We start from the raw sequence: 20465 nt of genomic DNA, 5'->3' as shown, positions 1-20465 counted from the left end.
TTCCGGGCGGCATGCGATCAAGGGCAGTTAGTGGGCGAGGCTTTCGCGATAACGCGTCGGCGACAAACCGGTGAGGGCTTTGAATTGGCGGCTGAAAGCGCTGTGGTCGGTGTAGCCGCAGAGCAGGGCGATTTCGGTGATCGGCAAGTCGCCGGCCAGTAGCTGCGAGGCGGCGCCCAGGCGCGCTTTGTGAATCATCTGCCGCGGCGTGAGCTGGAAGATGCGCTTGCAGTGGCGCTCCAGTTGCGCCACCGACAACCCCGCCAGTTGCGTGAGGTCGCGCAAGCTGATGGGCTGGGCGTAGTGCTGGCGAATATGGGCGTCGACGCTGGCCAGTTTCTGGTACGCCGGATGGCTGGACTGCGGTGCCAGCAGGTCGTAGGAAATGCCCGCCATGCCAATGATCGCGCCGTGCACATCGCGCAATGCCAGCTTGTGCGTCAGGCACCAACCGGGCTCGCGACCGGGATACAGGTGCAGCTCCAACTGGTCGCTCAGCGGGTTGCCGGCGCTCATTACGTGCAGATCTTGCTCGGTATACAGCGAGCCAAACCGGGTGGGAAATACCTCGGCCGCCGTCTTGCCCAACAGTTCGTTTTTGTCGCGCAGGCCGCAGCGCTGCGCCAGTGTCTGGTTGGCCAGTACGTAGCGCGCCTGCATGTCTTTGATGAAGAACACCACGCCGGGCATGGCATCGAGCAGCGGCGCAATTTGCGTCAGGCGGCCGAGCAGGTCGGGCAAGTCCCGTGGGGTGGGCAGCGCGGTGGGAAACATGGGCGGCGATGGCTCCGGTCATGGTGGCGGCCCTTACTCTACGGCCGGCTGCGCGGCGCTGGGAAGCAGGCTTTCAACCCGCGCCGGCACAAACGGGGCGCGCAAGCCGGGCGCCGGCCAGCCGAGTAGAAATTCAGCCGCGCTGCCACACACGCGGCCCTGACACGCGCCCATGCCGCAGCGGCTTTGCAGCTTGGCCTGGCGCCAATCGTCGAACCCGGCCACGGCGCCATAGGGCACGTCTTCGCAGCGGCATAGCACGGTGTCGGCCTGGGGCAGGTGATTCAAGGCCGGGTCAAGGGCGAAGCAGCGGTTGAGTTGATCGGCAAAGTGCTGCCAGTGCTGGCGCTGTGCTGCCAGCGCTTGGGCCTGGTCGAGCAAGCCGGCTGCCGCATAGCCGGCAATGGCGCCTTCGACGCGTGCCAGTTCGTTGCCGCCAATGCCGGTGCATTCGCCCGCTGCAAAATGCCCCGCGCGGCTGGTGCGCTGCTGGGCATCGACGACGATGGCGCGCTCGCGTACCTCGCAGCCTAAGGCGCTGGCCAGCTCGGTATTGGCGCGCAGACCAAAGCCACAGGCCAGGCGCGTGCAGGTAATTTCCCGCACGCGGTTGCCCTGGCGAATACGCACCGCTTCCAAGCGGTCGTGGCCCAGCGCTTCGAGCACGTGGCTACTCATTTGATAACGCCAGTCGGCCAACTGCATGGCCTGACGCAGCTTGCTCGGCCAGCGCGGCAGCTGCGCGGCAAAGGCGGCGATAGAGCGGACCGGTGCCTGCTCGGCGATGGCAACCACCTGGGCACCCGCCGCTTTGGCGCTGGCCGCGCTGGCCAACAACAACGGCCCACTGCCGGCGATAACCACGCGCTCGTCGCGCACCGGAACGCCGCCTTTTATCAGCGCCTGCAACGCCCCCGCGCCGGTAACGCCTGGCAGCGTCCAGCCGGGGAAGGGCAGCAAGATTTCCCGCGCGCCGGTGCAGAAAATCAACTGCCCATAGTTCACCCGCCAACTGTGCGACGCGTTCTCTAGAAGCAATTGCTGGGCGCCGGTTTGGGCGATGACGCGGGTGCCGGTGAACAGCTCAATGTTGGGGGCCGCGGCCAATTGCGCGCGCAGGGTTTGCGCAGGGTTAGCGGCCGGGGAATGAATATCGGCGCGCCAGATTTGCCCGCCGGTAGCGGGGTTGTCATCGAGCAAGGCGATGCGTTGTCCGCTGCTGCTGGCAGCCACGGCGGCAGCCATGCCGGCTGGGCCGGCGCCGATGATCAGCAGGTCGAAATCGCGGGTCATGGCTGCGTCTCCACCTGCATGCCATCGGCACACAAGGTTTGGCAGGCCAGGCGGCGTTGGCCGTTGATGCTCACGCGGCATTCCTGGCATACGCCCATGCCGCAGAACGGCGCGCGACGTTTGCCGTCGAGCGCGGTGCGGCTGGTTCCGTCGCCGGCCAGGTACAGCGCGGCGGCAACGCTGGTGCCGAGGGCTACGCGCACGGCGCGGCCATCCACGTGCAGTTCGATGGCCGCGCTCATGCCGGTTGCTCCGCCTTGGCAAAGCGCAAGGGCGAGTAGGGCGCAGAGTCGATGGCGCTGGGTTGCTTGAGCACTTGGTTGACCAGCAACTGCGCGCTGCCCGGCGCCGTGGTCACGCCCAGGCCTTCATGGCCCAGCGCCAACCACAAGCCGGCTTGGCTCGGGTGCGGGCCGAGCAGCGGCAAGCTATCGGGTGTGGCGGCGCGAAAGCCGGTCCAGCTGCGGATGGCGTTCATGTTCGCCAGCTCCGGCAAGTAATCGAGGGCACGGGCCAACATGCGCGCGAGCACGTCGTGGTCTACGGCGGGGTCGAGGCTGTCGAACTGGCGCGACGAGCCGATCAGAATTTGCCCGGTGGGGCGCGGTTGGGCATTGAATGCTACCGAGGTGCCGCTGCTGCTGTGGGCGCTGCTGACGTAGCCCAATTCCACCAATTGATGACGAATGCGCGCGGGGTAACGGTCGGTGATCAGCAAGTGACCCTTCTTCGGCCGAATCGGCAACTCCGGGCACAGGTCGCGGGCACTGCCCGATGCCAGCACCACCGCCGAGGCGCTTAGCCATTCGCCGCTGTCCAGGCGCACGCGGTTGCCGCTCACTTCGCTGACCGTGGCCTGGCGCTGACGAATACGTTCGGGTTGTTGCGTGAGTAACCAGCGCACCACGTTAGGCGCGTAAACAATGCCGTCGCCGCTGACATGCAGCCCACCCACAAGGCCCGGTCGCAGCATCGGTTCCGCCTCACGGACGGCCTCGGCGCCGAGCATGCGGCAGCCCAAGCCTTCGGCTTCCAGCAGCGCACGTTTATGTTCGGCCACGGCCAGTTCTTCGTCGTTGGCTGCCAGCCACAACGTGCCGCAATTTCGATAGGCGCAGCCCTCGTCCAACGCCGGCGCCCAGCGTCGCCACAGGCCCAGCGAGTACTGGCTGAGCGCCAGTTCGGCGGGGTTGTCGTCCATCACCACCAAGTGGCCCATGCCGGCGGCGGTGGCGCCGCCGCGCAGGTCGTCGAGCAGCAGCACATCGAGGCCGTGCTGGGCGAAGGCGTGGGCGCAGGCCGCGCCGACGATACCGGCGCCGACGATGATGACGTCCGCATTCACAACACGATGCCCCAGGCGAACGGGTCGTCGTCTTGCAGCAGTAGCGTGGCTTCGGCGCTTAAATGCGCCCGGCCGCGAATGGTAGGAATCACTCGGCCGGGCTCGCCGTCATTGAGCCAGGTGTAGCTGCCTTCGAACTGGCTGCCGATGACGCTGGCCTGACGCCAGATTTCGCCGGGTTTGAGCTTGCCGTCTGCCGCCAGGCACGCCAGCTTGGCGCTGGTGCCGGTGCCGCAGGGCGAGCGGTCGTAGGCGTTGCCTGGGCATAAGACGAAGTTGCGGCTCTCGGCTTGGTCGTCGTCGGCGAACAGTTCGATGTGATCGATCACGCCGCCGTCTTCACCATAAATGCCGTTGGCTTGCAGCGCCGCGCTGATGGCCACGGTGTAGGCGGTAAGGGCGTCGAGGTTGCTGCCGTCGATGCGTTGGCCGTGTTCGCCGATGAGGAAAAACCAATTGCCGCCCCAGGCAATGTCGCCGGTCACGGCGCCGTAACCCGGCACATCCACCTGCACGGCGGAGCGATAACGGTATGCCGGCACGTTGCGCACGCTCACCGAGTGGTCGTCATGCAACGTGGCCTCCACGGTGCCCACCGGCGTTTCAATGCGGTGCGTACCTGCCCCGATGCGGCCCAGGTGCGCCAGGGAAATCACCAGGCCGATGGTGCCGTGGCCGCACATGCCGAGGTAGCCGCTGTTGTTGAAGAAAATCACCCCTGCGCAGGCCGACGGATCGACCGGCGCACAGAGCAGGGCGCCGACCAATACGTCGCTGCCGCGTGGCTCTAGCAACGTGGCGGCGCGGTAGGCGTCGTAGCGGTCCGCCAACAGCGCACGGCGCTCGGCCATGCTGCCGGTGCCCAAGTCGGGAAAACCGTCGATCACCAGCCGGGTCGGCTCGCCGCCGGTGTGGCTGTCGATAATCTGGATGCGGCGCATGGGGCGTCTCCGAAACCGTAGAAGGTTCTGCAAGACTGAGCGTTCAGGCGTCAATCGGCTTGAGGGTTTTGCGCCGCGCGGATGACGAAATCGGCACAGAACGCTGCCACTTGGCTGTAGGAAAACGCGTGCTAAGGTGGCGCGCTGATTTTTCCGAGGAGCTGACCGTGCTGCGTTTTTCTTTAATTGCCTTGTTTCTCTGTGCCGCACCGCTGGCCAGCGCCGCGTTGCCTCACGAACAGTACCTGCCGCCCGACGACCAGAACCTGCGCCATGAAGCGCCAGAACAGCAGCAAGTGCTGCAAGTGACCGAGTATTCGGTGGTGGTTGGCAGCGAGCGGGAGTCGAACCAGCAACCCATTCCCATCACCTCACCGGCCTGGCTGCTGCTCAAGACCAAAGCCGTGAGCAAGGGCGCCACGGTTACGCAGGTGCTGGTGCGCTTCGAGACGGAAGGCAAAAGCCTCAAGCGCCCGGGCCTGGACGAAGCTGGCAAAACCCTAAACCTTAATTACCCGCTGGCGCAGTACTCCATGTTGCTCGACCTGCTGCGCAGCGGCGGCGTGTATGTGCAGTTTCTGAGTTACCCCAACGGCCACGTCTGGGCTGATCTGCACAGCGCTGCCCAGCGTGTGCGTTGAGCCAGCGCCCCGGCGCAGAGTAAACTGCCGGCCCGGCGTTCCCCCGTTAAGAGAAAAGACCCATGCGTAAAGACAAGAAACAGGTGATTGGCGAAGAGATTGGTGACGAGCCGATCAAGCTGTTCCTCGCGGTGGAACCGGCCGATGAGACGCCGCCGTCGCTGCACAAATTGGTCAAGGCCTACCGTGGTTTGCGCATCGACGACTTCGAGCGCTTTCTGACCTTCTTCGTGGAAGCCGGCTACGACCTCAACGCCAAAGATGCCAAGGGCAGTGATTTCGTCGCCCTGATTCAGGATCAGCGCCTGGCTGAGCCGTACATCGAGGCGATCAAAGCGGCTCGCGGTTGAGTGGGTTGGCAATGCTGAAAAGCCCGTCCAGGTGACGGGCTTTTTTGTGGGCGCTACGGCGTGACGGGCAGGGTGCTGGTGCTGCGGCAGGTGTCGACCAAATAGGTTTCGAACTGCTGAACAATCGCCGGCCAGCCCTGGCGGCTGGCATGTTGCCGGGCATTGAGGCGTACGCGGCGCAGGGTTTCCGGGTCTTCGAGCAGCCAGCAGGCGCTGTCGATAAACGCCTCTTCATCACCGGGCATCGCCAGCGCGCCGTTGTGGCCGTGGCGAATATGCTGCGCCGCTGCCGCCTGGTCATACGCGACCACCGCCAGCCCCGACGCGAGCGCTTCGAGCAGCACATTGCCGAAGGTTTCCGACAGGCTGGGAAACAGGAACAGATCGCCGCTGGCGTAGTGCGCGGCGAGCGCTTGGTCGCGCTGCACGCCGCAGAACACGGCGTCGGGCAATTCCTTTTGCAGGCCTGAGCGCTGCGGTCCGTCGCCGACCATGATCAACTTCAGGCGCTGCTCGGGGTAACGCGATTGCAACGCTCGAAAACTGCGCACCAACAGCGCTAAGTTCTTCTCGGCGGCAATGCGTCCGACATGGATGACCGCCAGCTCGCCGTCCTCCACACCCCACGCACGGCGCAGTTCGGCATTGCGTTTGGCCGGATGAAACAGCTGACTGTCGACGCCACGGGCAAGCAAATGCACGCGCTCGAAACTGCGCCGCTGCAACTCCAGGCTCTGACTGGCACTGGGCACTAACGTGAGTTGCGAGCGGTTGTGAAACCAGCGCAAATAATTGGTCAGCACGCGAGTCAGCATGCCCAGCCCGTAGTGGCTGCTGTATTGCTGGAAATTGGTGTGAAAGCCGCTGATCACCGGAATGCGCAAGCGCCTGGCCGCGCGCAACGCCGAAAGCCCGAGTGGGCCTTCGGTGGCGATGTACAGCACGTCCGGCCGCCGCCGTTTCCAGCGCCGCAGCAGTTTGTGCATCGACGCCTGCCCCCACTGCAAACCCGGATAGCCCGGCAACGGCCAGCCGCGCGTGAGCAACAACTCGTCGGTACTTTTCTGCCCGTCGTCCACGCTTTGCCGTGGACGCACCAGCTGCAGCTGATGGCCGCGCTCACGCAACCCCGCACACAAACGCCCTAGCGTGTTGGCGACGCCGTTTATTTCCGGAGGGAAGGTTTCGCTGATCAGCGCGATGTGGAGGGGGAATTGGCTCATAACGCCAGTCTCGGCTGGCGTCGTTTAAGCCGTATGACGTTAGCGTTGCACGGTTGTGACAGCCGCTGCCGAGCGCTCACGCACCCAAAACAACGTAGCCCCAGCCACTGCGGCCGGCATCATCACCACGTTGACGCCGGGAATCAGCAACGCCAGGTACACCGAGCCGCCAAAACCCAAACTCTGCCAGCGCTTTTCGCGCAGCCAGGCGAGCATTTCGTTCCAGCCGAGTTTGTTGTTGTCGGCCGGGTAGTCGATGTACTCACAACGTTCATTTGTTAGCCGTAGGCCGCGAAATCACAAGCCCCTTTCCCAAGGGTTGTGGCACAAATGTATCAGCAACGTGGTTCAGCAAGCGAGTGTCTGCGATGAGGTCCATTCAGTACGCACCTTCCACATTCGACGGATTGGCATAGATCGATAGTTGGCCTTTAATGAAGGCATTCTGATGGCAACCAAGGAGAGAGTGGGTGCTTACGCTTATTGAAGGACGGAGTGAAAAGGTCGCCGCCCAGAGGCAGTTTGCCAAAGGAATAGAAGCTGCTTGGACAGGGGCGGAGCGCCGTACTGTTGTATGGAGACCGTCCAGCAAAGTACTACCGATTGCACACAACAATCGCTTTTGGTTTGCTCAAATCAGGCCACACGACGACCAGCAAACACCACGTTATTGGAACTCATTCGGAGTCTATGACCACGCTGGTAACCTTCAAATCGTAGTGGAGATAAACATCCCGACTGAAAGCAATACGCGACGAGTTTCTGGCTTCTTTGCGAAAGATACTGTCACTGGTCAAATCTTTGTAATGCATGACGGTGGGGTAGGTGGAGGCCGGGCTGGAATCGGCCAAGAAAACTTTCTTCGGTGGACCAGCAAACAGCCAGTTCCAGTAATAGCCGCTGATGGCAGTATTCGGTTTGGCATAATTGTATCGGCTATCAATTACGATCTTAGCGACAATGTTTCATCTTTTGTTCAATCGGTAATGGACTTTAAGGCTGCTGTGATAGCTGGTGATTATATTGCAACTCAGGAAGTGGAAACTGGGTCCAGTTATCAAGAGTATTTTAAGGAGTTTTCAGGTCGTAAGAAAGGTAAGCGTGAACGTGAGTTTGAATACATTACTCGCCATGGTGACATAGTTCATGCGTTGTCAACCTGGGTAACGCAGCGCGGAGTTGGCTCAAATCACAGAATAGTGAAGAGCCAGTTAATCGACTTGGGGGTCGAGGATGATAAAAAGCAGCTTGTGAAAGTGTTTGAGGTTAAAACTAACTCTAGTCGGCAGGCGTTATATACGGCTATAGGGCAGTTATTGGTGCATCAAGGGTGTGGTAAACAGCTGACCCAAAAGTATGTGGTGGTTCCGACGGGCGAAAAAATCCCGAATGATATTGAATCTGCCCTAAAGAGCTTGGATATTAATGTTATATCGTTTGTGCTGCATAAGAATCGCGTCTCGATTGAAGGTTAGCTGAACTGTTGGTGGTGTTGACAGGAATCTAAAGCCATGGCGTTTTGACCAAGGTTTGATTAAAACAAGGATGTCGAATGTGAAAGAGTTATCTGTAGAGCTGGTTAACTGCTATGGCATCAAATCATTAAAGTATTGTTTCGATTTTGGCGCCATTGAAAGCCGGAAAAAGTCATTTGCAATTTATGCGCCTAATGGATTGATGAAAACGTCATTCACCAAGACTTTTGATCGTCTTAGTGAAGGTGTAGCTCCTAAAGAAGAGAGATTTAATCGCACTTCTGAATGTACTGTAACAATCGATAGTGATCCGATAGCGCAGCAGGCAATTTTTGTACTTAAAGCTGAGGTGGATATATCACAGGAAAGTCCGGAAATATCCAATATTCTGGTAAGTCCTGACAAAAAAGTTCGATACGATGCATTGATTATTAATATCGAGAAGCAGAAAGTCAAAGCGATTAATGCTCTTCAGAAGCTGTCTGGGGTGCCGAAGAGTGAAGTTGAATCAAAGATAATAGGTGATGTGGGGGGTAGCGATCTTATAAGCTGCCTGGATAAATTGGCCCAAAGTAATTCAATTGATTCGCCTCCATTGAGTTATAACTATGCCACCATCTTTGATGGTAGAGTTGCCGATTTATTGAATCGTCCCGATTTTTTGAGTAATGCGCATGAGTTCAGTGAGCGTTACCAAGAAATTTTCACGCAGGAAGGTACAATCTTTAAAAGAGATATATTCAATCCGATCAAAGCAGAGAAGTCTTTCTCTACTTTGAAGTCTCAGGGTTATTTTGAGGGTGGTCACCTTTTGTATCTTCAGGGTGACAATGGTCCGGTGGGTTTGGATGAAGTGGAAGCCAGAGTTAAATCAATTCTCTCTAAAATCGAAGCCGATCAACGTTTGAATTCAATCAAAAATGAAATTGCAAAGAATGTTCAAACGCAAGCAATTGCACGTATCTTTGAAAACCGGCCGCTTAGTGAGATCGGAATTTTGTTGGAGGGGTTAAAGCCCGAAAACCAAAGTGACTTCAGGAATATGCTTTGGAAAATGTATTCCGATGCGCCTGAGGTATCGGCCTATGTAAGTCTGTATGCAGCTGCAAAGCAAGAAATAAGCGATATCGAACTGGAAGCGGCGACTTTGGTGCCGGAGTGGACCGAGGCTGTTGAACTTTTCAATAATCGTTTTACGGATATGCCATTTCGATTGAACGTGGATAACCATGTTAATGCTGCGCTTGGCAAAGAAAAAGCGCGACTTGCATATGTGTTCAAGGATGAAGATGGGACAGAGGCATCACTTAAGCGTGATGATTTGAAAACCCTTAGTCAGGGGGAGAAACGAGCGCTTTATCTTTTGAATTTTATATTTGAAGTCGAAGCTAAAAGTAAGCTGGATCATGAGGCGGTGTTTATTATTGATGATATTGCGGATTCATTTGATTATAAAAACAAACACGCGATAATTCAGTATCTTGAAGATATCGAAGCCAAGAATAATGTATATCAAATTATACTTACGCATAATTACGATTTCTTTCGCAGTTTGACAAAGTTTGTACATAGAAAGCGTTGTTTGATGGCAAATAAACATCCCGGGAAAATTGAGTTAGAGGTTGCGCAGGGGGTAGAGAATTATTTCATAGGTATTCTGAAGCGTGATTTTTCTACCAATCTACGTGCCATGTGTGCGTCTATTCCATTCACCCGGAATATCATCGAGTACACCCAAGGTCATGATGCTTTGCCGTATTTGACTCTTACAAGCATGCTGCATCAGAAGCCTGATACTTCCGGAATAACGCATCAAAATTTTGTGGATATTTACAATTCTACGTTTGGTTGCAATCATCCCGGTAGCATAAAACCCCTCCAGGAAATCATCTTCGAGCAAGCTGAGGCGATTATTGCTAATCCGGTACAGAGTGGACTGAATCTTGAGGACAAAGTGGTGATGTCCATCGCGATTCGGTTAAAGGCTGAGTATTATATGCTTGCTCGGATTCGTGATGAGTTGGCGAATCCCAATTATTGGTGTACGGATAACAGTCAGTTCGGAAAGCTCCTTGGTATTTATTCCAGAACTTTTTCCACCTGCCCTTCGTTATCAACGCTGCGAAAGGTTAGTGTTACTGTTAGTTCAAATATTCACCTCAATTCGTTTATGTATGAGCCTATCCTCGATTTGTCGACGGGGCATCTGGCTGCATTGTATGCTGAGGTCAATTTGCTGTAGGGCTTTAGATTTATAGTTAGTAGGTGTATATCAGCATATTGCTTGATACTTCTATGGCCTGGCGAAATATATTGTAATTTATGGGTGGGGTTTATATGGTTTTTTGATTTTATTTATACCTAGTTTTTCGATAGTGCGTTTAATGCCGGTTGCTGACCATTGTTTGCCTTTGATAGTTTTCAGGTTTTTTATATTCAAACAGTCAGCTATTCCCTGCAATGTTGTAATTTGGTCGAACATGCATGATTTGATTTCTTGCTCTATGGATTTTGCGAAAGCGTAAGAGCTTTTCTGACGAGCAGCCGTAGCGATCTTATGGGATTCCATTGAGTGCGCCAATTGGCGGCCTGCATCACGCGACATTATTTTTATTTTAGCTTCGACATCTCCATTCTGCGCCCGTTGTTTCAATGCCTTCAATGCGTCTCGCGTTCGGTTTGCAATAAAGGTTCTCTCTTGCTCGGCAAGTGCTGCATATAGATGTAATTGAAATTTGTCTGCTGTTGGCATAGTTGCGACTCTGAAATCTATCTCTTTCATAATTCGCGCAACATGTTCTACATCACGACTCAATCTATCCAACTTAGCCACTACCAGAATCGCTTTTTCCGTTCTACATGCGTTCATGGCTTTCATAAATTCCGCACGATCGCCCGGAGTAATTGAGCCGCTAGCGGTATCAATGAACTCTCCGATAATTTCCCAGCTGTAGCTATTCGCTGCGGTGGTTATATATTCACGTTGGGCTTCAAGTCCTAGGCCTGATCCGGCTTGACCTTTTGTTGAAACCCGCAGATAGGCAATTACTTTCATGTAAACGGCTCATTGGCAATGTATATCAACAATATTACATTTCCTGGACGGTGGTCAACGAAATGATAAATTTCAGTTTGTGCTTAACGATAATTGATCTGGTTTAATCGATAGATTTTGGTAATTTCGGCTTGTCGTTAGGTCACTCTGTGCGTTGTGTATTCAAGAAGCGTTTTGGATGATGGTGGAGCAGCGGACTGGTAGAATGCACCACTGATTTTTGTACGTGAGTTTCGCGTATGCATTGTTCCTGTTACGCAAGTCATGTAGTGGGTGTTATCAGTGAAGGGTCAACAGATTTGCAGACTGCATATAACAATGGAAAGCCGAGTGGCTTTTTCGGTTTAGGGGGCAAGGAATGAAGTCCGTTGAGCTTTTCGCTGGGGCTGGTGGTCTTGCAATGGGGTGTGAAATTGCCGGATTTTCGCATTCTGCGGTGGTGGAGTGGGACAAATGGGCGTGCGACACGGTTCGTGAGAACCAAAAGCGTGGTTACCCTTTAGTTAAAGATTGGACTCTCCACGAGGGTGATGTGCGGGGATTCGATTGGACCAGTATTCCCGAAGGCATCGAATTGCTTGCCGGTGGTCCCCCTTGCCAACCATTTTCCATTGGCGGTAAGCACGGTGCCTACGATGATAGTCGCGATATGTTCCCGGCAACGGTGGACGTGATTCGACGACTCAAACCAAAGGCGTTCATCGTTGAGAACGTCAAAGGCCTCACCCGTGCCGCTTTTGCAAACTACTACCAGTACATTCTGCTTCAGCTGGAATTTCCGGAATTGCCGCGTAGAAAGGACGAGGGTTGGTACGACCACCTGATGCGCCTTCAAATCGAACGCACGTCCGGTAAACGCAAGGGTAAAGGGCATACCTACAACGTGGTGCCAACCCTCGTGAATGCTGCGGATTTTGGTGTGCCACAGAAGCGCGAAAGGGTTTTCATCGTCGGTTTCAGAGACGACCTTGGCGTTGAATGGTCATTCCCAGAAGAAACCCACAGCTACGATGCCTTGCTTCATTCTCAGTGGGTCACTGGTGAATATTGGGCCAGGCATAGCCTGCGAATGCCTGAGCTGCCTGCCAAGCTCTATTCGCGTGTACGGAAGCTAAAAACCGATTTATTACCCATGGATAAACTTCCTTGGCGGACGGTTCGTGACGCGATTTCCGATTTGCCGGACCCCGAAAGCAAAGCCGCCGTAAAGGTGCCAAATCATGCGTTTCAGGGCGGTGCAAGATCATACCCTGGGCACACTGGCAGTCCGCTGGACTTACCTGCTAAAACGCTAAAGGCGGGCGATCACGGTGTGCCTGGTGGCGAGAATATGCTGGTCAAGGATAATGGCGATGTCCGTTATTTCACCGTACGTGAAAGCGCTCGGATTCAAACCTTCCCCGATGGGTTCCGCTTTCATGGCAGCTGGTCGGAAACGATGCGTCAGCTTGGAAATGCAGTGCCCGTTCTGCTTGCACAGCAGGTCGCTTCGAGCGTCGCTGAAAAACTGGCAATTGCAGAGCTAATTGCGATTCAGAAATCCGTTAAGAAAGTGGGACACGTCGCATGACAGGGAAGGTCGTTCCATTTAACCCGTTGGACAAGAAGAACCTAGGTGCAAGTGTTGCGGAAGCGCTTTTATCCAAAGAGGTGCATCCGCTTAACGCTCTACCATCCTTTGACGGTGCTGGGGTTTACGCCATCTATTACACAGGGGATTTCGCTGCATACTCTCGGCTAGCTTCGCTGAATCAGAACGGGCAGTTCATGCTACCTATTTATGTAGGTAAGGCTGTTCCAGCCGGGGCGCGAATGGGGGGGGATTTGGGTACTACGCCGGGCAAAGTTCTTCAGAAACGTCTGAAGGAACACGCCGATAGTATCCGTGCTGCAGAAAACCTAAGCATTGATGATTTCTACTGCCGCTTTCTGGTGGTGGATGACATCTGGATACCGCTGGGTGAGTCATTGATCATCGCCAGGTTCACCCCTGTCTGGAATTCACTCATTGATGGGTTTGGCAACCATAACCCTGGCAAAGGTAGACACGCCGGAATGAGACCCCGCTGGGACGTATTGCATCCTGGTCGTTCCTGGGCGATGAGTCTCGCCGACAGACCCGAAAAAGCGAAGGACATTGCAGATGATGCCGCAACCTACCTCCGTGAACGTACGCCGAGCCTGTCTACCCAATTCATTCAAGCCGAAGGCGAATAGCAGATAAGGCACTGCCAACGCAGCTCAATGCAACGCTTTTGGCTGATTCAACTGATGTTCAACTAACGGTCGAAGGAGTGACTGAATGCTGCTCGGAATTGCTCGCAAGCGAAGGCTCAAAAACATCGTGACACTTCGTCGTCATATCAAAATGATAGGTTCTGACCTTCGCCAATTACATCGCCAGCGGTTGTGTCTTGAAATCGAAATCTCGGAAGCCGAAAAATCAAAACCCAATCGGATTGCACGATTAGTCGCTGGTGCACGTACTGTTGCTAAGGCCAGCGTAGTAGTGGCGGGTGGGGCAATAGCTGTCGTCAGCGGTCAATCTGGCGGCGTTGTGGGAGCAGTAGGGGAGCGTGTCGGTCACGAAATATTGGGCGCTGCTGATTGGCTTTCGAACCCGTCAGGTGACGTTGTAGCCGCATACGATGAACGGATGAAAAGCGCCAAACTTAAGCTGGCCAGTGTTGTTAAAAGAACACACAAGACACAACAAAATTTAGCGTATTACGCTGACAGCCTTGCCCGTCTGACGGATAGAAGTGTCTACCATGATCTTGCTGTGCAATTGGCGGGATATGCCTTGGTGATAGCCTTGCCGGCGATCCTGGTTGCGATCTATCTGCAAAAAATTCAATCGGTACTGTCGAGTCTGTAGCCAGCAGCTGAGTCCTAACCACGGATCGGTTAGTTTACTTCCCCCCCAACAACTTACGAACAGCTTTTAGTACTTCAGCGAGCTGTTCGCTCTCATTGTTACGGAACACCAGCTCACAGATTTCCTGACGGATTTGCGACGCGCTCATTTGATCGTTGTCGTCCAACTGTACAAGCTGATGTAACGGAATTTCTAGCGCTTCAGCCAGCATCACCAACGCATCGAACCCCGGCGAATTCTCACCGCGTTCGAATCGGCTGATTGTCATCGGTTCGTAGCCGCACCGCTCTCCAAGCTTGGCTTGGGTCATACCCTTAGCCTTCCTCAGCGCTTTAATACGAATGCCTAACAGAACTGACGCTTGCTGATTCATTGGGCCACCAAATCTAAACCGCAATGGTTACCGGCCCGGGCGCTGTCATGAACAACACGTGGTGTTAGTTTTATGTTGAAAACTAGACCTGTGGCGTTAGAATCTGCTCCGTAAATTGTCGTCTGTCGGTACACAGACGAATCACGTATCAAGGAGCAGTAATCGTGAAAATCCTACTAGCCATATTTATCGCAGCATCCAGCACGCCAGTTGCTTTCCTCGTCGGTTTCATCGGTTACCGGATGCACTTATCCGCAGATATTCCAATGGCATTTGCGCAGGGGGCTTTGGTAACCGTCGCGATGCTTCTGCTGGCGTCGGTTCTGTTTCTTTGGGGAATACCGTCGGCACTGAAACGACTGAAATCCCAGCACCAGCAAGGTGTTTGAAAATGACCAAATCTAAATCTCTGCCGTTGGCTATTGGCCTGAATCTGCTTCTGCCAGGATTGGGTTATGTCTACATGTCTCGCTGGATTCTAGGCATCGCTGCGTGTGCGCTGATCCTGGCGATTTTCAAATCGAACGCTGCTCAAAATATCTTGATGGTATGGGCATGTATGAATGTGGTGATGGCAATAGATATGGTGATGTTGCACAGCAAAAATCAAAAGAAGATCGAAACTCGCGCCACCGTCAAATGTGGTTCGTGTGCCGAGCTGATTTTGAAACAGGCGAAGGTTTGTCGTTTCTGTAAGGCGTCATTCAAATGATGCCGCTCACACGGCGCTATGCCGCGATCCTAGGAGGTGTTTTGCTTAGTGGTATGGCATGTGCTGGTACGAACCAGGACCCCACTCAAACGGACTTTTACAAGCACGCTACCGGCCAGGATGAAGACGCAGTTAGGCAGCAACAAGCTGCTCGGATGAAGGCTGAAGCATACGAAGATTTTGCTAATGAATGGCAGCGTACAGGCAAGGGTTTGAAGGAAGAAAACGCGGTTGATACCAAGCAGGTAGTTAAAGATTGGAAAGCCAATCCTGCGCGTGCAACGATCAAGTACGACACACGAAACATCTATAAAGGTGTGCTCGGGCGGATCGCGGTTTACGATAATGCGGTCAACATGATCATCGACCCTGACACCCCTAGTGAAGTGGTTGTGACCCTGTACCGGCTGCAATCCTTATTGAGGGTCAAGAACGGCAAGCCGGAAGTAGAAGACGTGGTGCCGCAGATGCAGTTTGCAGCCCGCTATGATCCTGGCCAGCGGTTCTACTTCTTTTGCCCGAAAGCTACTCCCCTGTTCGGGAAAGTACATTTGCTTGAGTGCATAGCTGTTGAGGCAAAGCTAGCTGAAATGCCGTAATTCCCACGAATGAGAAGGGCCCATATGGACTCTTCTTGTCTATACTTTGAAGTAGCTATTCCTGATGTACTTTCCGGTGGTCTTTGATGCTGGCGAAAATTTTCTACCATTTATAAGGTTCAGTAATTGACTACGAAATCTGAATTTCGGCTGCGCAATAAAACTATTCAGTGAGTCAATAGGTATGAATCCATATAGCGTATCTTCAAGTTTGTTTTTTGTGGCACCTCTTGATGCGATTCCAATAACCTCCATTGAGTCATTGAAGACGGGGCCTCCGCTGTTTCCCTCCATTAATGCGACATCAATTAACCATAGCTCTAAATCGACCTGTCGTCGAAATTGAGTAGTATGCCCCTTGGTAATGTAGTGAGCAGTATCTTCCCGAGGTTTCGGAAAACCTATGGACAATATCGGGTCCATGGGTTTAATAGGTCTTTTGGTTGACCTGTTCAATAGGGGTATTTTGTTGAACTCCGGTCCAGGGTGAAATACAGCCAAATCAGCTTTGGAGTCAGCATGAATCAGCTGGGCCGTATACTGCTTACTATCCCCGTGACGTTTGAAATATATCATATTTGGTGCTGATGCCTGGTCAACGCCGTTTATTACGTGTTCGTTTGTGACTATTCCAACACCTTCAAGCAGGAACGCTGTGCCATAACTATAATTAGTTAAGTTTTCTACGGAAAAAATAGAATTACCCAAAATTTCTTGCGGGCTTTTCTTAAACTCAATATTTGGCTTTCCTATGGCGACAGTGAACTGATAGGCCAGTCTGCGATAAACAGTGTCTGTTCGGCCGCGAATCATTTGAATGTAGTTCAAACGTCCTTTGACGATTTTTATGAACAGGTCGCCGGAGTCTTTTTTGACCCTTTCATTTTGTCGAGCAGGTACGCTTTTTTTGCCCCCATTTATTATTTCAAAATATCTTTCTTCAGCGAGCTGCGCGCCGTATCTTCTGAGCGCATTAATCATAGAGCTTGTAAGGCGTATATACTCGCGAGGAACATTTGGAAACTTATTTACGACTAGGCCTGTCACCATTTGACGCTGTAAACGGTTTTGAAGTCTGGTCTTCTCTGGGTTGATTTTGAACCCATTTACCTTTATTACTTTTTCTAACTCTTCACCAGGAATCGCTCTGCCGTCTGCTGTAACCTCCACAATGGCCGGAGGTAAATGTCTAAGCGAGCTAGTAAACGAAAAGGAAATGTCATCTGCATAGCGCGTCACATGGCATTTATTGATTTTTGCTAATGCCTGAAGTTGCGCGTCTAGTTTTCGGCAAATCATGTTTGATATTAAAGGAGATATAGGCGAACCCTGCACAAGGGTTCCTTCGTGACAGCACATGTGGGCTACTACGGTCGCTACATTATGAGGCGCGTTGAATGGCGGAGCCATCATAAGGTTCTTAATGCGGCCGAAGTGTATGCTTCCAAAGAAGTCTTTTAAATCGATGTTAAATACGAAATTTTTGTTCGCATGAAGGATTGCATTGGATTTAATGCTTCTTCCTTTTATGAAGCCATGGCTTGATGATTTTGGTGTGTAGTATGGTTCTAGCTTGGAAAGTAGTCGTCTTTGTAATGCTTTCATTGCCCGTTTCGGAGCTTTGATAACGCGTTCGGAGCCATTCTTCTTGGGAACTGGAAAGCTTTTATAATGAATTGACTTCGTTTTGTATAAGAATTTAAGAAGGATTTCTTGATCAACTTCTAGCAGCTTGCATAAGCCGTAAAGGCTTTTGAGGTTGGGTTCGAGAATGTTGTCGAAGATTTCATCTAAATTCATTTAAAGGACCGAGTATAGGGGCTATTTTGTCTTTTACACTCATCGCCAAGCTGAATAATACTTCAAGGCGCGTAACGGGCAAAGCTAACTTTGACTAGACCACCGCATATAGTCAGTGGAAAGTTAAATTTTGCCCCTATACTCGGTAGGTAATTGATATCAGTGCGCTATGCCCCTGTCAAGGACGTGTCCGTTGTGGGACACCTGATCAGAGTGGGTTGATACATGAGTGAATGAGTTGCTTGGGTTATTCCCCAGACTTCGCCGACATCAATGACCTTTAGCAGCTTGTCACGGCGTTCAAGGGCGCAGATATCAACGACACCCCCTGTTGACTGTTGCCATCGCGTGATTTGCGAGCTTTGCGAGCGTCTTTGACGTGGCAATACCCACACCCACAGGTAAGCCGGTAGAACGCAACACACGCGCCCTGACGGCGTGCCTTTCCAGTGGCACGGTCATACCGGTTAAATCGGCGAAGCATTCATCAATGCTGTAAACCTCGGTCGCCCGAACCATGGATTCGATGACAGACATCATCCGTTCGCTCAATGTGTGGCGATCCGATGCGCAGCAGATCATCCAGCGAGATTTCATCTCCAGGTGATCCTGAGCTGGCGATGGAAATCCTGCTGACACCTTGCTGGAGTAAGGCGAATTGAAGGTGGTGGCGCCGCCGGCTGGGCCAAGGATGTGGGCGGTTGTCATGTACGTCACCTTGGAATGTAGCTGTATGTATATACAGTATTTATTCTCGGGCGTCCGGTGGTCAACGTCTGGTGACGGGTGGGGGGAAAAATGGGTTAACACCCAAGAGGTGGAATCGGGCTGACCGTAATCAGTTTAGAAGCGCAAGTACAGTCATGCCCAAAAGGCGGATGCTGAAGCGGGGGTAAGAGTTATTCAATTGCCTTACCGAGTATCACAGCTGAAAAATGGGCGAAACCAAAGTGTTGGACTTATACCATGGTTTAACGGAGTGGCCCGCTAGGGCAAATACGATAAGTGTGTTTATAACCTGTACCCACCAAATAGTTAAAAACTGATTGGGAACGAAGTTCCCGCCGAGCCGTAGGCGAAGGCTGACTAGTACGGTTTAGGTTCGGAAAGTCCTTATAAACCTTTAAGGTATTAACGCACTATGAATGTCTAAAAAGGGTCAGCGTTCCTTCGGACCGCTTCCCGAACCTACGGTTCTATTACTGTTCTGGTACGGTTTAGGTTCGGAAAGTCCTTATAAACCTTTAAGGTATTAACGCACTATGAATGTCTAAAAAGGGTCAGCGTTCCTTCGGACCGCTTCCCGAACCTACGGTTCTATTGCTGTTCTGGTACGGTTTAGGTTCGGAAAGTCCTTATAAACCTTTAAGGTATTAACGCACTATGAATGTCTAAAAAGGGTCAGCGTTCCTTCGGACCGCTTCCCGAACCTACGGTTCTATTACTATTCTGGTATGGTTTAGGTTCGAAAATTCTAAAGTATTAATAGCCGGTGACATTCGGGTATGTTGATGGCTCAAGCGGCTAATTTAAGTCGTCGCCGAATGTCCGATACCCAGGTTTTGCTCATGTTGAGCTTCACCGCTATTTCTGGCGTCTTTAATCGTTGCTTGATCATATCCTCCGCTTCAATGTGTTTTTCGGATTTTGGCCGACCTAGTGGTTTTACGGCCAGTTTGAATTCTAAGTCTACGTATATCTTCGCATTCGGTAGATGCTCCTTCAGGAAGTTTGCGATTTCGTGGTCTACTACAAAAAAATTGAATTTTTTTTCACATAGGGGATTCCGAATGCCGGTTCGGAACACGTTTTGTAACGCTACCTCGAGTTTGTTCGTAGTCTTCCAAGCGTCATAGAAATTACCGCTTGGTATTCCGTACTTTTCAGACAGATAGACAAACGCTTTCGACGCTAACGTCGGTGGGTTCCCGTGAATGGCAACGAATGCATTTTTATGATGCTGAAGGTTGTTGATTCCGCGACTGTCGTATTTGCAGGGTATGAACGTGTCGCCCAAATCAATCGATGCCCATGAATGAGTGAAAAACAGACATTGCTCATTTGGTATTTTAGCTTTTACGGAAGCGGCCATCTTCGAGAGCACAGAGGTTATATTGTCATCGGACGAAGTTGCAACGGTCTTTGAAAACTTCTTTGTTTTAGGTAGGGTTGGGTATATTGCTACTTCCGGGTAATCCTCACGTGGTTCAGGTGTAAAAAATGATCGCTCATAACCTATTGTGTTCAGCTTTGCATAAAGGTCAAAAACGGTGCCTTCAATGGTGGCGGTAAGTAGATCAACCCGTTTTACTTTCGATATTTTTTCAAAGAAATTTGATTCAATGACAGCGCAAACCACCCGCAGCCCCTTTTTTTTCGCTGCTTCGTATATCAACACGGGGTGATCATCTAATAACGCCTGATAGATGGTTCCTATTTCAGCACTTATAGTAGGACTTGCTAGTTTATTACTATCATCACGTTTTTTTGTAAGAGCAACTTCTTTTTCGACGTCTGGACGCTTGCCGTGACGTATTTTCAACTGACCATGAATCTCGTGTAACAGTCCAAGGTCGTCAATTTGTGTTTGATTGAACGTATTTAACGCGAACTTAAGTATCGTGGGAGTCTCGTCGACGATTAGCCACCAGTCCTTCAAGTGCTTTTCCGAACACGTAGGAAATGTTGCGTGTTGGCAGATAATAAAGTTGATGTTGCTGTCAGGTTTCAGTGCTTCGTCCAGATCAGCAGTGCAACTAACTCCACGTTCAACTTGACTGTCAATTCTGTAAGCATCCACACCCTCGGATTTCAATCGTCCAACAATTTCTACTGCTAAATCAATCGTTGGGGCGCAATAAATAATTTTATTGCCCTTCTGAAGGATGCGTGACATTGATTCAATAACTTTTTTTGATTTTCCTGTCCCCGGTAATCCGGTCGCTAAATGTATGGTTGTCGTTTGCATGGTTTCTATTCAGATTTTAATGGGCGAGTGGGTGCGCA

General features: G+C 52.3%; 20 protein-coding genes and 2 pseudogenes. 10 read left to right on the top strand and 12 right to left on the bottom strand.

What is annotated here, in order from left to right:
• Positions 1 to 27: 27 nt before the first annotated feature.
• Genes ACZZZU_RS09435 through ACZZZU_RS09415 form a run of 5 tightly spaced genes read right to left on the bottom strand, consistent with a single transcriptional unit; the run spans position 28 to position 4353 of the window.
• Positions 28 to 774, bottom strand: coding sequence for a PAS domain-containing protein (locus ACZZZU_RS09435; RefSeq protein WP_463550441.1), 747 nt, complete (start codon positions 772 to 774; stop codon positions 28 to 30).
• A 33-nt stretch (positions 775 to 807) separates the two neighbouring features.
• Positions 808 to 2067, bottom strand: coding sequence for an FAD-dependent oxidoreductase (locus ACZZZU_RS09430; RefSeq protein ID WP_463550440.1), 1260 nt, complete (start codon positions 2065 to 2067; stop codon positions 808 to 810).
• Entirely contained in the window at positions 2064 to 2309 is a 246-nt protein-coding gene (locus ACZZZU_RS09425) for a (2Fe-2S)-binding protein (protein WP_463550439.1), read from the bottom strand. Before ACZZZU_RS09425 ends, ACZZZU_RS09430 begins: the two co-directional genes overlap by 4 nt.
• Positions 2306 to 3412, bottom strand: coding sequence for an NAD(P)/FAD-dependent oxidoreductase (locus ACZZZU_RS09420; protein WP_463550438.1), 1107 nt, complete (start codon positions 3410 to 3412; stop codon positions 2306 to 2308). The genes ACZZZU_RS09425 and ACZZZU_RS09420 overlap by 4 nt, the downstream gene beginning before the upstream one ends.
• A complete protein-coding gene (locus tag ACZZZU_RS09415; RefSeq protein WP_463550437.1) occupies positions 3409 to 4353 on the bottom strand; it encodes a 4-hydroxyproline epimerase in 945 nt (314 codons plus the stop codon). Before ACZZZU_RS09415 ends, ACZZZU_RS09420 begins: the two co-directional genes overlap by 4 nt.
• A 170-nt stretch (positions 4354 to 4523) precedes the next feature.
• Here ACZZZU_RS09415 and ACZZZU_RS09410 point away from each other — a divergent pair, with 170 nt between their 5' ends.
• Positions 4524 to 4994 carry a hypothetical protein gene (locus ACZZZU_RS09410; protein WP_463552125.1) on the top strand — a complete coding sequence of 157 codons (471 nt, stop codon included), beginning with the start codon at positions 4524 to 4526 and terminating at the stop codon, positions 4992 to 4994.
• A 62-nt stretch (positions 4995 to 5056) separates the two neighbouring features.
• Positions 5057 to 5344, top strand: coding sequence for a PA4642 family protein (locus ACZZZU_RS09405; protein WP_463550436.1), 288 nt, complete (start codon positions 5057 to 5059; stop codon positions 5342 to 5344).
• Between the two features lie 53 nt (positions 5345 to 5397).
• Here the strand turns inward: ACZZZU_RS09405 and ACZZZU_RS09400 are convergent, their stop codons facing one another.
• Both ACZZZU_RS09400 and ACZZZU_RS09395 read right to left on the bottom strand, forming a co-directional pair.
• Positions 5398 to 6567, bottom strand: a complete 1170-nt coding sequence (locus ACZZZU_RS09400) for a glycosyltransferase family 4 protein (protein WP_122494187.1) — start codon at positions 6565 to 6567, stop codon at positions 5398 to 5400.
• Between the two features lie 39 nt (positions 6568 to 6606).
• A pseudogene (locus ACZZZU_RS09395) lies at positions 6607 to 6831 on the bottom strand (EI24 domain-containing protein); the annotation flags it as partial.
• A 206-nt stretch (positions 6832 to 7037) separates the two neighbouring features.
• Between ACZZZU_RS09395 and ACZZZU_RS09390 the strand changes: the two are divergent.
• Positions 7038 to 8042, top strand: coding sequence for a hypothetical protein (locus tag ACZZZU_RS09390; RefSeq protein ID WP_463550435.1), 1005 nt, complete (start codon positions 7038 to 7040; stop codon positions 8040 to 8042).
• 79 nt (positions 8043 to 8121) lie between these two features.
• Positions 8122 to 10284, top strand: a complete 2163-nt coding sequence (locus ACZZZU_RS09385; RefSeq protein WP_463550434.1) for an AAA family ATPase — start codon at positions 8122 to 8124, stop codon at positions 10282 to 10284.
• Positions 10285 to 10362: 78 nt separating this feature from the next.
• Here the strand turns inward: ACZZZU_RS09385 and ACZZZU_RS09380 are convergent, their stop codons facing one another.
• A complete protein-coding gene (locus ACZZZU_RS09380) occupies positions 10363 to 11097 on the bottom strand; it encodes a recombinase family protein (protein ID WP_463550433.1) in 735 nt (244 codons plus the stop codon).
• A 358-nt stretch (positions 11098 to 11455) separates the two neighbouring features.
• Between ACZZZU_RS09380 and ACZZZU_RS09375 the strand changes: the two genes are divergently transcribed.
• The 3 genes from ACZZZU_RS09375 (at position 11456) to ACZZZU_RS09365 (ending at position 13975) form a co-directional block, all read left to right on the top strand.
• Positions 11456 to 12667 (top strand): DNA cytosine methyltransferase, encoded by a 1212-nt coding sequence (locus ACZZZU_RS09375; protein WP_463550432.1) that lies wholly within the window; start codon positions 11456 to 11458, stop codon positions 12665 to 12667.
• On the top strand, positions 12664 to 13314 hold the full coding sequence (locus ACZZZU_RS09370; protein ID WP_463550431.1) for an Eco29kI family restriction endonuclease: 651 nt from the start codon (positions 12664 to 12666) through the stop codon (positions 13312 to 13314). The genes ACZZZU_RS09375 and ACZZZU_RS09370 overlap by 4 nt, the downstream gene beginning before the upstream one ends.
• An 85-nt stretch (positions 13315 to 13399) precedes the next feature.
• Positions 13400 to 13975, top strand: a complete 576-nt coding sequence (locus tag ACZZZU_RS09365; protein WP_463550430.1) for a hypothetical protein — start codon at positions 13400 to 13402, stop codon at positions 13973 to 13975.
• 34 nt (positions 13976 to 14009) lie between these two features.
• Here ACZZZU_RS09365 and ACZZZU_RS09360 read toward each other — a convergent pair whose 3' ends face one another.
• Positions 14010 to 14348, bottom strand: a complete 339-nt coding sequence (locus ACZZZU_RS09360) for a helix-turn-helix domain-containing protein (protein ID WP_463550429.1) — start codon at positions 14346 to 14348, stop codon at positions 14010 to 14012.
• 164 nt (positions 14349 to 14512) lie between these two features.
• Between ACZZZU_RS09360 and ACZZZU_RS09355 the strand changes: the two genes are divergently transcribed.
• The 3 genes from ACZZZU_RS09355 to ACZZZU_RS09345 are packed head-to-tail and all read left to right on the top strand — an operon-like array spanning position 14513 to position 15659.
• Positions 14513 to 14737 (top strand): hypothetical protein, encoded by a 225-nt coding sequence (locus ACZZZU_RS09355; protein WP_463550428.1) that lies wholly within the window; start codon positions 14513 to 14515, stop codon positions 14735 to 14737.
• A gap of 2 nt (positions 14738 to 14739) precedes the next feature.
• Positions 14740 to 15060 (top strand): hypothetical protein, encoded by a 321-nt coding sequence (locus tag ACZZZU_RS09350; protein WP_463550427.1) that lies wholly within the window; start codon positions 14740 to 14742, stop codon positions 15058 to 15060.
• Positions 15057 to 15659, top strand: coding sequence for a hypothetical protein (locus tag ACZZZU_RS09345; protein WP_463550426.1), 603 nt, complete (start codon positions 15057 to 15059; stop codon positions 15657 to 15659). Before ACZZZU_RS09350 ends, ACZZZU_RS09345 begins: the two co-directional genes overlap by 4 nt.
• Positions 15660 to 15698: 39 nt before the next feature.
• Here the strand turns inward: ACZZZU_RS09345 and ACZZZU_RS09340 are convergent, their stop codons facing one another.
• From ACZZZU_RS09340 to ACZZZU_RS09330, 3 genes and pseudogenes are all read right to left on the bottom strand, one after another.
• Positions 15699 to 17459, bottom strand: coding sequence for a reverse transcriptase domain-containing protein (locus tag ACZZZU_RS09340; protein ID WP_463550425.1), 1761 nt, complete (start codon positions 17457 to 17459; stop codon positions 15699 to 15701).
• Positions 17460 to 17707: 248 nt separating this feature from the next.
• Positions 17708 to 18011, bottom strand: a pseudogene (locus ACZZZU_RS09335) (Y-family DNA polymerase); the annotation flags it as partial.
• A gap of 964 nt (positions 18012 to 18975) precedes the next feature.
• Positions 18976 to 20427 (bottom strand): DEAD/DEAH box helicase family protein, encoded by a 1452-nt coding sequence (locus tag ACZZZU_RS09330; protein ID WP_463550424.1) that lies wholly within the window; start codon positions 20425 to 20427, stop codon positions 18976 to 18978.
• Positions 20428 to 20465: the final 38 nt, after the last annotated feature.

Source organism: Pseudomonas sp. AC136 (assembly GCF_979258585.1).
This window is presented reverse-complemented; position numbering and strand designations above follow the sequence as displayed.